Source organism: Mesorhizobium album (assembly GCF_033977205.1).
GTDB classification, from domain to species: Bacteria; Pseudomonadota; Alphaproteobacteria; order Rhizobiales; family Rhizobiaceae; genus Mesorhizobium; species Mesorhizobium album.
In genome coordinates this window covers 46970-60808 of sequence record NZ_JAVIIW010000023.1, presented here as the reverse complement: position 1 = coordinate 60808, position 13839 = coordinate 46970, and the positions used below count along the sequence as shown (strand labels likewise).

The 13839-nt window shown below is 62.7% G+C and carries 17 protein-coding genes; 10 read left to right on the top strand and 7 right to left on the bottom strand.

All coding sequences use genetic code 11. The features are described from left to right. Positions 1-85: 85 nt before the first annotated feature. Together RFN28_RS19865 and RFN28_RS19860 are read right to left on the bottom strand one after the other, a co-directional pair. On the bottom strand, positions 86-1024 hold the full coding sequence (locus RFN28_RS19865) for a S1/P1 nuclease (protein ID WP_320289018.1): 939 nt from the start codon (positions 1022-1024) through the stop codon (positions 86-88). A 249-nt stretch (positions 1025-1273) separates the two neighbouring features. Continuing rightward, a complete protein-coding gene (locus RFN28_RS19860) occupies positions 1274-1597 on the bottom strand; it encodes a DUF2934 domain-containing protein (protein WP_320289017.1) in 324 nt (107 codons plus the stop codon). Positions 1598-1731: 134 nt separating this feature from the next. Between RFN28_RS19860 and RFN28_RS19855 the strand changes: the two genes are divergently transcribed. Together RFN28_RS19855 and RFN28_RS19850 are read left to right on the top strand one after the other, a co-directional pair. Next, positions 1732-2007, top strand: coding sequence for a type II toxin-antitoxin system RelE/ParE family toxin (locus tag RFN28_RS19855; protein WP_320289016.1), 276 nt, complete (start codon positions 1732-1734; stop codon positions 2005-2007). 12 nt (positions 2008-2019) lie between these two features. Next, a complete protein-coding gene (locus RFN28_RS19850) occupies positions 2020-2361 on the top strand; it encodes a HigA family addiction module antitoxin (RefSeq protein ID WP_320289015.1) in 342 nt (113 codons plus the stop codon). A gap of 96 nt (positions 2362-2457) precedes the next feature. On the opposite strand, the gene RFN28_RS19845 is transcribed toward RFN28_RS19850, so the two are convergent. The 3 genes from RFN28_RS19845 to RFN28_RS19835 all read right to left on the bottom strand — a co-directional run bounded on the left by RFN28_RS19845 (position 2458) and on the right by RFN28_RS19835 (position 7241). Further along, positions 2458-4896 carry a GcvT family protein gene (locus RFN28_RS19845; protein ID WP_320289014.1) on the bottom strand — a complete coding sequence of 813 codons (2439 nt, stop codon included), beginning with the start codon at positions 4894-4896 and terminating at the stop codon, positions 2458-2460. A 131-nt stretch (positions 4897-5027) separates the two neighbouring features. After that, the gene (locus tag RFN28_RS19840) at positions 5028-6026 is read right to left on the bottom strand and encodes a L,D-transpeptidase family protein (protein ID WP_320289013.1); all 999 of its coding nucleotides are present in this window, start codon (positions 6024-6026) and stop codon (positions 5028-5030) included. 324 nt (positions 6027-6350) lie between these two features. Then, a complete protein-coding gene (locus RFN28_RS19835) occupies positions 6351-7241 on the bottom strand; it encodes a LysR family transcriptional regulator (protein WP_320289012.1) in 891 nt (296 codons plus the stop codon). A 210-nt stretch (positions 7242-7451) separates the two neighbouring features. Between RFN28_RS19835 and RFN28_RS19830 the strand changes: the two genes are divergently transcribed. Together RFN28_RS19830 and RFN28_RS19825 are read left to right on the top strand one after the other, a co-directional pair. Further along, positions 7452-8414, top strand: a complete 963-nt coding sequence (locus RFN28_RS19830) for a DMT family transporter (RefSeq protein WP_320289011.1) — start codon at positions 7452-7454, stop codon at positions 8412-8414. A 5-nt stretch (positions 8415-8419) separates the two neighbouring features. Next, complete coding sequence (locus RFN28_RS19825; RefSeq protein WP_320289010.1) at positions 8420-9142, top strand: haloacid dehalogenase type II; 723 nt, start codon at positions 8420-8422, stop codon at positions 9140-9142. 107 nt (positions 9143-9249) lie between these two features. Here the strand turns inward: RFN28_RS19825 and RFN28_RS19820 are convergent, their stop codons facing one another. After that, complete coding sequence (locus tag RFN28_RS19820) at positions 9250-10137, bottom strand: transcriptional regulator GcvA (RefSeq protein ID WP_320289009.1); 888 nt, start codon at positions 10135-10137, stop codon at positions 9250-9252. A 119-nt stretch (positions 10138-10256) separates the two neighbouring features. Between RFN28_RS19820 and RFN28_RS19815 the strand changes: the two genes are divergently transcribed. From RFN28_RS19815 to RFN28_RS19795, 5 genes are all read left to right on the top strand, one after another. Then, a complete protein-coding gene (locus RFN28_RS19815) occupies positions 10257-10742 on the top strand; it encodes a VOC family protein (RefSeq protein WP_320289008.1) in 486 nt (161 codons plus the stop codon). Positions 10743-10776: 34 nt separating this feature from the next. Continuing rightward, positions 10777-11523 (top strand): SDR family oxidoreductase, encoded by a 747-nt coding sequence (locus tag RFN28_RS19810; RefSeq protein WP_320289007.1) that lies wholly within the window; start codon positions 10777-10779, stop codon positions 11521-11523. A 119-nt stretch (positions 11524-11642) separates the two neighbouring features. Then, the gene (locus tag RFN28_RS19805; RefSeq protein ID WP_320289006.1) at positions 11643-11975 is read left to right on the top strand and encodes a hypothetical protein; all 333 of its coding nucleotides are present in this window, start codon (positions 11643-11645) and stop codon (positions 11973-11975) included. Positions 11976-12278: 303 nt separating this feature from the next. After that, the gene (locus RFN28_RS19800; protein ID WP_320289005.1) at positions 12279-12503 is read left to right on the top strand and encodes a hypothetical protein; all 225 of its coding nucleotides are present in this window, start codon (positions 12279-12281) and stop codon (positions 12501-12503) included. After that, the gene (locus tag RFN28_RS19795; RefSeq protein ID WP_320289004.1) at positions 12490-13176 is read left to right on the top strand and encodes a cupin domain-containing protein; all 687 of its coding nucleotides are present in this window, start codon (positions 12490-12492) and stop codon (positions 13174-13176) included. Before RFN28_RS19800 ends, RFN28_RS19795 begins: the two co-directional genes overlap by 14 nt. A gap of 18 nt (positions 13177-13194) precedes the next feature. On the opposite strand, the gene RFN28_RS19790 is transcribed toward RFN28_RS19795, so the two are convergent. Next, the gene (locus RFN28_RS19790) at positions 13195-13515 is read right to left on the bottom strand and encodes a hypothetical protein (protein ID WP_320289003.1); all 321 of its coding nucleotides are present in this window, start codon (positions 13513-13515) and stop codon (positions 13195-13197) included. A gap of 138 nt (positions 13516-13653) precedes the next feature. Between RFN28_RS19790 and RFN28_RS19785 the strand changes: the two genes are divergently transcribed. After that, positions 13654-13830 carry a hypothetical protein gene (locus RFN28_RS19785; protein WP_320289002.1) on the top strand — a complete coding sequence of 59 codons (177 nt, stop codon included), beginning with the start codon at positions 13654-13656 and terminating at the stop codon, positions 13828-13830. The last annotated feature ends 9 nt before the right edge of the window (positions 13831-13839 follow it).

Sequence of the window (13839 nt, the reverse complement as noted above, 5' to 3'; positions counted from 1 at the left end):
GCGATTGCCGTGCCGCAGTATGCATCCGTCGGGGCTGTGCGGACAAGCAGCCGTCCGCACCTAGCCGGTCCGCAGTCGGCGCCGCCTACTTGTCCACAGCCAGCGTCTCGTTGAGCACGGCGGCCAAATGCAGGCCGCCAAGCGCCAACTGCTGGACCGCAATCGGCGAGAATTTATCGAAATAGGCCTGGTCGAGGATCACCGCATGCGGGTTGTCCGCCTTGATCGAGGTGCCCTTGGGCAGCGCACGATAGGCCTCCTCCGCTGTTTGGTGGCACGCGGCCAGCCATTTCTCCGGCGCCTGGTCAGCGGCCGGCAGCGGCGCGAGATGCGGGATGACATCGGTCTCGATGTCGAGCGCCACCTTGCCCCAGTCATAGTATTTGAACAGGACGAGGCTTGAATCCCACACCGCATGGAAGGTGGTGAGGTCGCGATAGGTGGAGCCGTCCGGCTTCGGTCGCGAGACGTTGAAAGTCACCGTCAGCGTGTTGCCGCCCTGGTCGCCCTGATTGCCGTCCAGGCGCTCGACGCAGTGCAGCGGCTGCGCGACGTCGCCCACCAGATGGATGACGAAGGCAAGCGCCTTCCAGCGCTCCTCGTCGCTCTTCTTCGGGTCGGCAAGGATTTTTTCCTGCGCCGGCAGCGCCTTCATCAGGCAGGTGCCGAAAGTGGCGTCGTCCTTGCAGTCGCGCGCCGGATCGTAGGTCGTGCTGCTGGCCGTTGCGTCGCCCGGCTTGGAGGCGAGCGGGATGTCGACGAAATGCCAGTTCGAGGTCTCCTTGTGGCCTTCGGCGCGATAGTCGTCGGCCCAACTCGCGACCGAGGCCAGCGAGACGGTTGCCGGCGGCTTCAGCCTGAGGTGCGAGCGCAAGAGCTGCTCGACCACCTCATAGGCGTTTTGGCTCAGCCTGTGCTGCGCGATCTCGGCGATCACCGCATGTCCCTCCTGGCCCCAGGCCCGCACCTGGCCGCACATCGTCAAGCTCGCCAGGCAGGAAACCGCCGCTGTCTTCCAGTTCATCGCCTTGCCTCCTCAAAACAAGGTTTCGTTCTGGAAAGTACAATCGAGCTGTGTGTCACAAACAAGCGGATTTCCGGGCCGGTCTCGTATGAAACACGGATTTCCGGGCCGGTCTCGTATGAAACAGGCTGGTGTCTGGCGCCTTGCAGTTAAAGCATGTCTCCCGAAAGAACCGGTTTCAGGATAAAGACATGCGCAAAATCAAAAAACCAAAGCGCATGGAGCATATCTGAGAGATCGCGACGCGCTTTAAGGCCGTTTCCGCGCCTGGATGGCCCGCGCCGCTTGCTCGATCGCGGCCCGGTCGTTGCCCAGCCGGTCGAGCAGTTCCTGCGCCTCTCCGCTGCTGATCCCGGTGCGTGCAGCCAGAGCTTCGACCGTGAGCGGATCCGAGCTGTCGACGTTGCGCGTTTCGGGCAGCGCATCGTCCGCCGTCAGCGGCAGGGCGGCCTCTCGGTCGATTTCCATCTCGGCCTGATGCCAGTGCCGCTCGTGGTCGCCATGCGGCTCGCCCTCGCGCTGCCAGATCTCATAGGCGCGTTGTCTGATCTTCTCGATCCGATCGTCGTCCATCGTTGGTTCCTCCTTGCGTGTCACTCAACGCAGGGCGGGGCAGAACGATCCGCCCGCAATTGCGAAGTGAAAAAATTCGAGCTAGCTGTAATCTATGAGTTGATACTGTAATCAAATTGATTACAGTATCAACCGTGATCAAGACCTTTAAAAGCAAGGCCCTCGCAAACCTCTGGTCAAAGAGCAGGTCGACCATCGACGCCAGAATGCACAAGCGCATTCTGGTTCGGCTCAACGCCATTGATGCGGCGGTCACGGTGGCCGACATCAATCTTCCGGGCTTCGACTTCCACGCCCTTAACGGTTTCGACCCGACCCGCTACATCGTCCACGTAAACGGCCCGTGGTGCATCACATTCGAGTTCGAGGGCGGCAACGCCTACCGCGTTGACTTCGAACAATACCACTAGGAGAATACGGTCATGATGAATTTCACGACTTTGAAGAGCCCGGAAGGCTCCGCCGATATCGCGGCCGTGGCAGACCCGGAGCGCTGCCCGTCTCACCCCGGCGAGCTTGTGGCGGATCTGTTGGAAGATGCCGGCAAGAGTAAGCTGGCCGTAGCCGGAATGCTCGGGATTTCCCGTCAGCAGTTCCACGCCATACTAGCGGGCCGGAAGCCGGTAACGCCGGACATGGCGGCGCGCCTCGGGAAGCTCTTCGGGAATGGCCCCGGCCTCTGGCTTCGCATGCAGGCGTCTTATGATGCCTGGCATGCGGCCCGCGAGGTGGACGTAAGCCGGATTCCCTATATCGCGGCTTAGCGCCACTCGGCGGCGTCAAAGTCCCCATCGGCCTGAACCGTCAGACGGTAGGCGAATTCGGCGAAGACATCCATCGCATCGATCAGCCCTAGCCGATCACATCCGTGGCCTTTCGTTGCCGGGGTCGTAGGGCGAATCCGCGATTACCTCGGCGATCTTCCATTCGCCCAGGATCGCGACATCGAGCTTCGTGCCGGGCTTGCTGAAGCGCTCCGGCAAAAGCGCCAGCGCCACGTCGTGCCCGAGCGCGTAGGCGTATCCGCCCGACGTTATGCGCCCGACCAGCGCGCCATCGATATAGAGCCCCTCGGAGGCAAGCGTGCTGGCGCCGTCGGTTTCAATCTTGAGCGTCACCGACCGACGCGGGTCGCCTCTCGCCTTGTATTTCAGGACCGCGTCGCGCCCGATGAAATCGCCCTTGTCGAGGCGGATGAAGCGCTCGAGCCCGCTCTCCAGCGCGTTGAGCTCCGGATTCATGTCGCGGTACATGGCGCGATAGGATTTCTCCAGCCTGAGCGACTCCAGCGCATGCAGCCCAATGAGCCGCATGCCGTGCTTCTCGCCTTCCTTCAGGATCGCATCCAGCAATTGCCGCTGATAAGCGAGGGGATGGTAGAGCTCCCAGCCCAGTTCGCCTTCGTAGTTGACGCGCAGCAGCCGCACGTCGCTGGCCAGCGCGACGCCGCCGGTCTTCACGCTGAACCAGGGGAAGCTTTCGTTCGAAAGGTCGATCTCGGTCAGCGGCTGCAGCACCTCGCGTGCCTTGGGGCCGACAACCGTGAAGCAGCCGCGGTCGTTGGTGACGTTCTTCAGGCTGACGCTGCCGTCGGCCGGAAGCAGTTTTGAAAGATCGTCGAAATTCCAGCGCTCCGCGCGCGGCGTCGAGATGAGATAGAAACTGTCTTCCGCGAGGCGCGCCACCATGTATTCCGCCTGCACGCCGCCTCCCGCCGTTAGATGATGCGTGAGCGTCACCCGGCCGATCGATGGCAGCCGGTTGGCGAGGATCTTGTCCAGCCAGGCGGCCGCGTTTGGCCCCGACACCTCGAACTTGGTCATCGGCGTCATCTCGACTAGGCCGACGGCGTTGCGCACGGCCTGCACCTCCTCGCCGACGAACACGCCCTTGGGCGTCCACCGCCAGCTATACTGGTCCTTGGCCTCGACGCCCTTCGGCGCGAACCAATTGGGCATCTCCCAGCCGTTGAGCACGCCCCAGACGGCGCCGAGCTCGGTCAGCCGGTCATAGGACGGCGCGGTCTTCTGCGGGCGGGCGGCGGGCATGTCCTGTCCCGGATATTTTTGCTCCGCATGTGTGCCCCAGGCCTCGCGGACCTTCTCGCGCGTCCAGGCCTTGTTGGCATACTCGCCGAAGCGGCGCGGATCGAGATCGGAGGTGTCGAGACTGTTGCTGCCCTCGACGATCCGCTCCGACAGGTAATAGCCGATGGTGCCGCCCCACAGGATGCCGCCCGGCACGCCCTCGGCCAGCCACACATTGGGCAGGCCCCAGGCCGGGCCCATCAAGGGCAGCTCGTCCGCCGTCATCTGGAACGGCCCGCGCACATTGGCCTTGATGCCTACCCGTCCCAGCGCCGGGACGAGTTGCAGCGCCTGCTCCCAGTTCCACGACACCGCCTCGAAATCCTCCTCGACGAGATCGGCGCCGAACCAGGCGGGGACGCCATTCTCGGCGAACAGCTTGAGGTTTTCGGTACGCTCGTAGGGACCGAACATCAACCCGTCGCCTTCTTCGCGCAGATAGCCCTCGAAACCTTCGTCGCGCAGGATCGGCATTTCGGGCCGTCCCTGCCGCTTGCGCTCCACGATCTCCGGCACGGTTTCGGTGATCCAGTACTGATGCAGGATCGGGATCGCGGGGATTTCGAGGCCGAGCAGCGCGCCGGTCTGGCGCGCGTAATTGCCGGTCGCGCAGATCAGGTGCTCGCAGGTGATGCCGCCCCGGTTCGTCTCGACCAGCCATTCGCCACCGGGCGTCCGCTTGAAGCCGGTGACCTCGGTGTTCAGATAGACCGTGCTGCCGAGATCGCGCGCGCCCTTGGCCATGGCGTGGGTCACGTCGGCCGGCGCGATATGGCCGTCATCCGGATGATAGAGCGCGCCGAGCATGTGGTCGTTGTCGAGAAGCGGGCAGAGCTCTCGGGCCTCCGCCGGCGTCAGCAGTTGCGCGCGGATCCCCTGGACGTCGGCCACGCTCATATAGCTCTTGAATTCGTCGAGCCGGTCCCTGGAGTTGGCGATGCGCAGTTGGCCGCATTTGTGCCACCCGACCGGCTGCCCGGTCTCGGCCTCGAGGCCTTCGTAGATCTCGATGGTCTTCTTGATCATGCGGCCGACATTGATGTTGCGGGCATAGGAGGGGATCAGGCCCGCGGCATGCCAGGTCGAGCCGGCGGTCAGCTGGGTGCGCTCGAGCAGCGCGACGTCGGTCCAGCCGCGCTTGGCCAGGCCGTACAGGATGCCTGCGCCGACGCACCCACCACCGACGATCACCACTCTCGCATGTGCTTGCATCGAACCACCAAATCCACACCGTGTTCAAAGGCGCCGCCGAAGCTACAGGCGACAGATGGACATGTAACGTTCTGAAAAACTAGGGGTGACGATAAATTGGGCTTATGCAGGGCTCGCGACCGGCCTGCATTTCACTGAGCCTGCCCGTCCTGCGCGGTCTCGTCCTTGAAGTCGACCTTCGTGCCCGGCTTGACCATGGCGGCGAGGTCTTCGGCGTCCCAGTTGGTCAGCCGGATGCAGCCATGCGAGAAGGTCGTGCCGATCTTGCCGGGGTCGGGCGTGCCGTGGATGCCGTAGCTTTCGATCGAGAGGTCGATCCAGACCGATCCGACGGGATTGTTCGGCCCGGCGGCGATGGTGAAGGGCCGCTTGGCCTTCACCCCCTTGAAGGCGAATTTCGGGTCGTAATGATAGGTCGGATTGTGCACCACGCGCTTCACCTCCGCCGCACCGCTCGGCGCCGGCTTCTCCTCGCTGCCGATCGAGGCGGGATAGACGGCTAGCGGTTTGCCGGACGGATCGAGCGCCCGGACCCGGCGAGATGCCTTGTCGACCTCGACACTTGCAATCTCTGTGGGGGGATCGCCGCGGCCGACATCCGGCACCACCAGGGAACTGCCGGCCTTCCTGAATCCGGCTCGTGGGTTCAGCATGCTGAGCAATTCCTGGCTGACATGAAAGCGCTCCGCCAGTTTCTCGCGCGCGTTGCGGTAGCCGAGCCGCTTCAAATGCGCCATTCGCTCCATGCGGGCCGGGATGCGCCTGGTGAAGCGTCCTCGCACATCCTTGCCCGTCGTCTCATAGGTCACGAGCACCGGGTTGGTGGAGGCGGCCGTGAGCTTGTCCCACGTCTGCTTGGTCAGCTTGCCGTCGGAGGGCAATCCGTTCGCCGCCTGGAAGGCCGCGACGGCCTTGGTGAAATTGTTCGAAAGGCGGCCGTCGATCAGGCCGGGCGAGAAGCGGGCGCGATCGAGAAGCACCTGCGCCTTGACCAGCATCGGGCTGACGCCGTTGGGCTCGCCCTCGGCGAATTGGGCCTGATTGACCGTGTCGAGGTCCAGCCTGGCTGCCAGCGTCCCGCCGCAGGCGAGCGCGAGCGCCACCGCGACGACGAGAAGGAGCCTGACCATCGACTTCACTCCTGGGTTGCGACAAGACCTATCTCTATGACGCGGCACGGCCGATCTGGTTCCTGTCGCAACGCCCGCGTGAAGATCATCGCAAACGTGCACTCTTGGCCATATGCGGTTGAATTTTAAGCTGGAACCAGTTCCCAAGGACGCGGATTGCTGGCATGATGCATTAGGGCCTATGCATTTTCTGATTCCATGGCCCCCCGTGCTGGTAACCGGCGGCCCCCCAAAGCCCCCCGCCCATGCCGTCGGTTGCCCCATTCGTAATGCGGAAGGCATTATCGCGGTCCCGAGAGCGGTCGGGTCGAGATCGTGCGCCGATCAGACGGCGATCTGCAGAGTGCCGTAGCGGCTCACTTCGGCCTCGATTTCCCTGACCAGTGTCTCCAGCGCGGGATTTCGCGGTTTGCGGGCGCGCCTGACCACATAGGCGAGGTCCGGAGGCTTGGGGAAATCCTTGTCGATGATCTCCATGTCGAGCCGCAGGTGCCGCTGGTTGAGAAGCGCAACGCCAAGCCCCGAAGTCACCCCCGCGATAATTCCCGCCGCGCTGGAGCATTCAAACACGATCTCGAACACGGCTCCCTCGTCCTGGCCGAGATCGATGCCCCAACGCCGGTAGAAGCAGTTCTCGTCGAAGGAAAGAAACGGGATCGGGTCGCCTTTCGACAGGATCAGGTCGGGGGATTTCACCCAATGCAGCGTCTCGCGAAACAACAGGATGTCGGCGGGGCGGACCTCGTGCTGGAACACCTGGATGATGGCGGCATCGAGCGCCCCCTGCGCAAGCAGTTCCTGCAGGGCGAGGCTCATGCGCACCTGCGTGCGGACCGTCACCTCGGGATAGACCCGGCGAAACCGGCCAAGGATGCGGGAAAGGTCGGTCAAGGTCGTGTCCTCGGTCATCCCCAGCGCGATCTTGCCTTGCAGAGTGCTTTTCGACAGGCTCAGGATCGCTTCGTCGTGGATGCCCAGGATGCGCCGCGCGTAACCCAGCAGATCCTGCCCGGCCGCGGTGAACATCGGCGCATTGGCCTTGCGGCTGAGGATTTCGCAGTCGAGGCTTTCCTCCAGTCTCTTGATCTTGTGGCTGACGGCCGATTGCGACAGGCCGAGTGCCTCGGCCGCGCGCGTGACGCCGCCATGCTTCTCGATCGCGACCAGCGCCCGCAGGGAGTCGACATCCAGGCGGCGGCTCATCACTCCAGCCATGACAATCCTCGTTGGCAACGAAGGCGACGCGCCAACTTCTGGCGCAGGGTTCGTTTTCACGCAAACTTATATGCCAGGTTTCGCGGCTATTTCATAAGCGTATCGAAATTTGTCATGTGCAAATGTGCGTTCGTGTCGCCATTAGGAGCCGGCAAACATCGTCCTTGGGGCCGCTTCCGGCGCCATGGGCCGGCTTGAAACAGAAAACCCATGACACTTCTCGAGACCAGATCCCATCGCCTCGTATGGCCGGTCATGGCGGCCGTCCTGGTCGCAAGCTGGAGTTCCGGTTTCGTCGGCATCCGTTACGCCAGCGAGAATGCCGATGTCATGCTGGTCCTGTTCTGGCGGACCTTGATGTCGGGGCTGATCCTTCTGCCATTTGCCCTTCTGATCGGGCCGCGCATCGGTGCGCGGGCCCTGATCCGAGAGATGCTGTTCGGCGTGGCGATGATGTTCCTCTATCTGGGCGGCTTCGCGCTCGCCATCGGCCAGCGCGTGCCGACCGGCCTCGTCGCGCTCATATCCGATCTTGTCCCTCTCGCCATCGCCGCGCTGTCGCGGCCGGTTCTGGGTCACCGGCTGACCGGAAGGCAATGGCTCGGAACGGCTCTCGGCGTGACGGGCGTGCTCGTCGTCTCGCTGGACAGCCTCAGTCTCGGGACGGCGCCGATCTGGGCGTATGTCCTGACCGTCGCTTCCATGATGGTTTTGGCGCTGGCCACGGTGGTGCAGAAGCGAATGGGAACGGTCGACATGCCCATCTATCAAAGCCTCTGCATCCAGTGCCTGACCGCCGCGGTTCTTTTTGCCGCCTGCGCCGGACGGAATGGCGCACTGATGCCGCCTCTCGATGGCCGCTTCGAGTTCGGCATCGCCTGGCTGGTGCTGCTTTCGACCTTCTTCTGCTACGGCGTCTACTATGCGAGCCTGCGCCTCTACAGCGCCGCGCAGGTTAGCAGCGTGATCTATCTCAGCCCGCCGGTGACGATGCTCTGGGCCTGGCTGATGTTCGGCGAACCGCTTTCGACGGTGATGTTCCTCGGCCTTGCGGTGACGCTGTTCGGCGTCTGGCTCACGTCGTCGCCCGGAGCATCGAAGGCCGACGCAGGTTTGAGCTTGGTCGGCGACCTGTCGCCAGCGTCGATCCAACCATGGACATCAAGGAGGTGAACCCCATGAAGCTGACAGATTTCAAAGCCCTTACCTTCGACTGCTACGGCACCCTCATAGATTGGGAATCCGGCATGATCGACGGCCTTAAGCCGCTGACCGGGCGGGCAGGCCGCAGCTTGAGCCGCAACGAGATACTCGAGGCGCACGCCCGGCACGAATCCAGTCAGCAGAAATGGACTCCGGAAAAACACTACTGCGACCTTCTGCCGATCGTCTACAGGCGACTTGCGGAGGAATGGAATGTTGCCGTCACGCGAGAGGAATGCCTGGCCTATGGCGAAAGCGTGAAGGATTGGCCGGCCTTTGCCGACTCCGCGAAAGCCTTGCAGTATCTCAAGAAGCACTACAAGCTGGTCATCCTCTCAAACGTCGACAACAAAAGCTTTTCGTTCAGCAGCAAGAAGCTCGGCGTCGATTTCGATGCGATTTACACGGCGGAAGATATCGGCTCCTACAAGCCTTCCGACCGGAACTTCGACTATATGCTTGAAAAGCTCGGGACGATCGGCGTCGAGAAGCGGCAGATCCTGCATACGGCCGAAAGCATGTTCCATGACCATGTTCCCGCCAACCGCTTCGGTCTGGCATCGTGCTGGATCTATCGTCGGCACGCCGATCAGGGCTTCGGCGCCACGATGCACCCCGGCGACATGCCGAAGGTGGATTTCCGCTTCGACAGCATGGCCGATCTCGTGAAGGCGCACACTGAAGAGTTGCGCGGCTGAAGGCACGAAGAGCGAGCGTGGGCCGCGATGATCGCGTGACGATCATCGCGGGTGTGCATTTCCTCGCAGCACATGCGCGTACGGCGGTCTGTAGACGGCCGCCGAACTCAGCCCGGCTCGATCTCCGAGAGGATCCAATCGCGGAAGGCCTTGACCTTGCGCTGGCGGATCGCTTCCGGCGGGTAGACCAGGTAGAAGCTGGAGACGGCTTTCAGCGCGTGGTCGAAGGGGCGGACCAGCCTGCCGCTGGCGAGGTCGGCTGAAACGAGCATTGTCCGGCCGAGCACCACGCCTTCGCCCTGCACGGCGGACTCCACCGCGAAGGTGGCGGAATCGAAAGTGATCCCGTTGCTCGGGTCGACACCCTCGACGCCGGCGCTGGCAAGCCACGCTGCCCAGTCGATGCGGTAGCCGTCGCGGATCAGCGTGTGATGTTTGAGGTCCTCTGGCTTCCTCAGAGGATGCGGCCCCTCCAGGAGCCTCGGGCTGCAGACCGGAAACACCTCTTCGCCGGTGAGGAATTCCGACGTCAACCCCGGATACTCGCCGCTGCCGTAGCGGATGGCGACATCGATGCCGTCGCCGCGGAAGTTGGTGAGCTTGCCGGTGGTCGAGACGCGCACGTCGATGTCGCCATGCGCGCGGTGGAAGCGGTAGAGTCTGGGCACCAGCCATTTTCCGGCGAAGCCGTCGGACGTGCTGACATTCAAGGTCGACCCCGAGAGGCGGGAGGTCGCCGTCTGGGTGGCGACCGAGAGCTGGTCGAGCGCTTCGCGTACCGCCCGCGCATAGGGCTCGCCGACGGCGGTCAGCCGCACAGAGCGCGTCGCGCGCTCGAAGAGCTGCACGCCGAGCTGGTCCTCGAGATGTTTTATCGCGCGGCTGATCGCGCCATGCGTGAGGTTGAGCTCGTCCGCCGCCCTGGAGAAATTCAGATGGCGGGCGGCGGCCTCGAAGGCCGGCAATGCGTTGAGCGGCGGCAGTCTGCGGGTCATGGCAAAAAGCTATTTGTGAGTATTGGTAACAAATACTTGCTAAATTTTGGTTTGTCTATCGTGCATTTTCCAGCCAAAAATCCTCACATGATTTGTGATAAAAGCTCAACGAGGACAACATGGCTACCGTTCACCCCTTCCTCTGGTTCAATCTCAATGCCGAAGAGGCGCGCGACTTCTACCTGTCGGTCTTCCGCAACTGCCGGGCGCTCGGGTCGATGGAGTTCACCGACTTCATCGGCGGCACGAACAGGACCGTGCCGCACGCGATCTTCGACTTCGAGCTCGAAGGCCAGCGCTTTACCGCGCTCAACGCTGGCGGGGTGCCGCCCTTCAACGAAAGGATCTCGCTTTACATCGAGACCAAGGACCAGGCCGAGACCGACTACTATTGGAACGCGCTGACGGTGGGCGGCGGCTCGGAAAAGCCCTGCGGCTGGCTGCAGGACAAGTTCGGCGTCTACTGGCAGGTGATCCCGGAGTCGGCGCTGCGCCTGATGAACGACCCGGACCGCAAGAAGGCCGACCGGGCGCGGCAGGCCATGTACAGGATGAGCAAGATCATCCTCGCCGATATCGAAGCGGCCCACGCCGGCCGCGTGTAACTTTCAACCCCATCGCTGCAAGACGGAGGATCCCATGGCTACGCTCCCCATGACTTCACTCGATGGAAAGAAGATCATTGTCGTCGGAGGCAGCTCCGGCATCGGTTTCGGCGTGGCGGCGGCCGCGCTGGAAAGCGGCGCGGAGGTGGTGATCGTCGGCCGCTCGGCCGACAAGCTGAAAGCCGCCGAGCAAAAGCTTGCCGGGGCAGGGCGCGTGAAGGGCATTGCCGCCGACATGGCGAATGAAGCGGATGTCGCCCGCCTGTTCGAGGAGGTCGACGCCTTCGATCATCTGGTGGCGACGGCCGGCACGCCGCCGCCCAACGATCCCATCGGCGGCACCGATATGGCCTTCGTGCGCCAGTTCGTCGACGGCAAGCTGATCGGCGCCGTGATGCTCGCCAAGCACGCGGTGCGCACGCTGAAGAAAGGCGGCTCCATGACCTTCACCTCCGGCATCAACAAGGACCGGCCGCCGGTCCCTGGCGGCTCGGTCGTCTCGGCGATCGCCGGCTCCTTCACCTATTTCGCCCGCGCGCTGGCGCTGGAGCTTGCGCCGACGCGCGTCAACATCGTCTCGCCCGGCTGGGTGGACACCGAGATGTGGGACGAGATCGTCGGCGCGGCCAAGACAAGCTACTTCGACCAGATGGGCGCCCGCATTCCAGCGGGGAGGATCGCGACGCCGGCCGATGTCGCGCCGGCCTATCTTTATCTGATGCAGAACGCGTTCATGACCGGCGAGACCATCCACATCGATGGCGGACAGAGGTTGGTGTGACTGGCAGGGCAGAAGGCTTGCTGGGGCTTTGCTGGGCGTTCGCAGGCCAATGGCATTTTTGGTGGAACGCTAATATACATGACGCCTGATGAGCAGCGCCTCCGCATACGAGGAATGCCGTGCGAAGGGTCGTCTTCACAGCCATGTGCATTGCCGCCGCAACAGGTGTCAACGCCCATGATTGGTACGAATACAAGGTTGATCCGGTAACGAAATTCAAGTGTTGCGGCGGTCATGATTGCCGCGCCATACCTCAGTCGTCGGTGCAATCCAGGGCTGACGGCGGCTATACGTATTTGCCCGATGGTTTCAACATCCCGCGAGACCGCGTGCAGGAATCGCCGGATGACCAATATCATATCTGCGAGAACACCTACGTCATAACCAATCAGCCCTATTTGCGTTGCTTTTTCGCACCGCGGCTCAAGATATCTCTGCTCTCCTCGCGTTAGTGTATGTCGCCCAAAAGTGCGCAGCGGTTTTGGGAGAACGACATGTATCAAAACAAAGACTTAAAGCGCGTCGCCTGAATCCGGCTCGACGCGGCGCACCTTAGGGAATACTGCGCTTCGACCCCAGCCGACAAACTGAGCGGACTCGAGCTCCAGAGGGCTTCTACGGGATTCGGGCTTCCAGGATGCAGACATACCGAGGGGCCGCCCCGTTGGGTCTCACGGCCGAGCGCGCGCAGCCTCTTCGAGAAGCCAGTCCCTGAAGGCCACGAGGGCGCCGGCAGGGATTCACTGCCGGTGCCGATGGGCCAGACCGTGGTCGGCGAGCGGAGCGTTCTAGGCTCGCTGACAGGCTCGCCATTGGACAATGAGCGCACGCTTGCCTTTAGTGTCCTCGCCGAGATCCGCCCTAAATTCGAGACCATGCCGCTTGAGAAGGCGAACGAAGCCTACCAGCGGATGAAGTCCGGCAACGTGCAGTTTCGCATGGTGCTCACGATCAAGGATGACGACGATGCGGATCAATGACGACCTGAGCAAGCCAACCGTTGTAAAAGGAGCCCAGCTCGATTGGCTGGCGAGTCCGTCGCCCGGTGTGGACCGGCGCATGCTGTTCCGTATTGGGGGAGAGGTGGCACGGGCAACCTCGATCGTCCGTTACGCGCCGGACAGTGCCTTCCCCCGCCACACCCATGGCGGCGGCGAGGAGATATTCGTTCTCGAAGGCACGTTCCAGGACGAGCACGGCGACTATCCTGCCGGCACTTACTTCCGCAACCCGCCGGGCACCTCGCATGTGCCCGCCTCCAAGGACGGATGCACCATTTTCGTCCGTCTCTGGCAATACCGGGAAGAGGATCGGGAACAACTGGTTCGCAAGCCGGGAGAGGGAACCAGCATCGCGCCTTGGACCGGCGCGACGGAGGCGAGGATTCTGTTCGACGACGGTTATGAGCAGGTGCGGCTCGAGCGGTTCGTCGCCGGCGCCACGATCGAGATCGACAATCCCCGAGGGCTTGAGTTGCTGGTGATTGCCGGCGGTATCGACTTTGCGGGTGACGAACTTGAATCCCAGACATGGGTTCGTTTGCCCGCGGGCACGGAATTCAGAGGGACCGTTCGCGGGGGCGGCGCAACACTCTGGATGAAAGACGCGCCGCTCCTTCATCGCGGCCTGCTGCCACTGCCCCAGGTGACGTGAACGGCGATCTCGGGCCACTCACCTGAATCTGGCGAGGAATTGGCTGACGTACATATCTACCAGGCTGCTGACGCGCCAACGGCCCAATAGCGCGGCCACTCTTTGGCGCCCGACAATCGTCTCTGCATGTTCTGTTGCTAGCTTGAGCAGCGTTTCCGCGACTTCCTGCGCCGACCAGCCTTTGAGAAGGCAGGCCTTGACCAAAGCCTCAAACGCGGGCTCGAGGGCAACCTCGCAGTTGACCGGTCGGTCGGGGCTGCCTTCGGAAAGCAGGGGCGATTCGATTGGCGGTTTCGGAGCCATGCACCCAGAAAGCGCAAATGTGGAAAATCGTTCCACTTGTCATTGGTCCGCATGGCAGTAACCGGCAGTGGCATGCCGTGAGGGATCGGCGTCGTTTGCAGGCGGGCATTGCGCTCGGACTTTTCATGAAACAATCAGGGTCCTCGCGAGTTTGGCTTTCAGGAGGATTGTGACATGAGGGAACATGTCGAAGATCGTTCCAAGGGCCAGGCTGATGACAGGCATCTGGTCGCTTTGCTGAAAGAGAAAACCGGGATCTCGGAGGCTCAAGCCAGCAAACTGATAAAAGAAGTCGGCCGCGACCGTCCTTCGCTTCTGCGAGAAGCCCGATTTCTGAAAGCGAGGCATTGATCGAGCCGC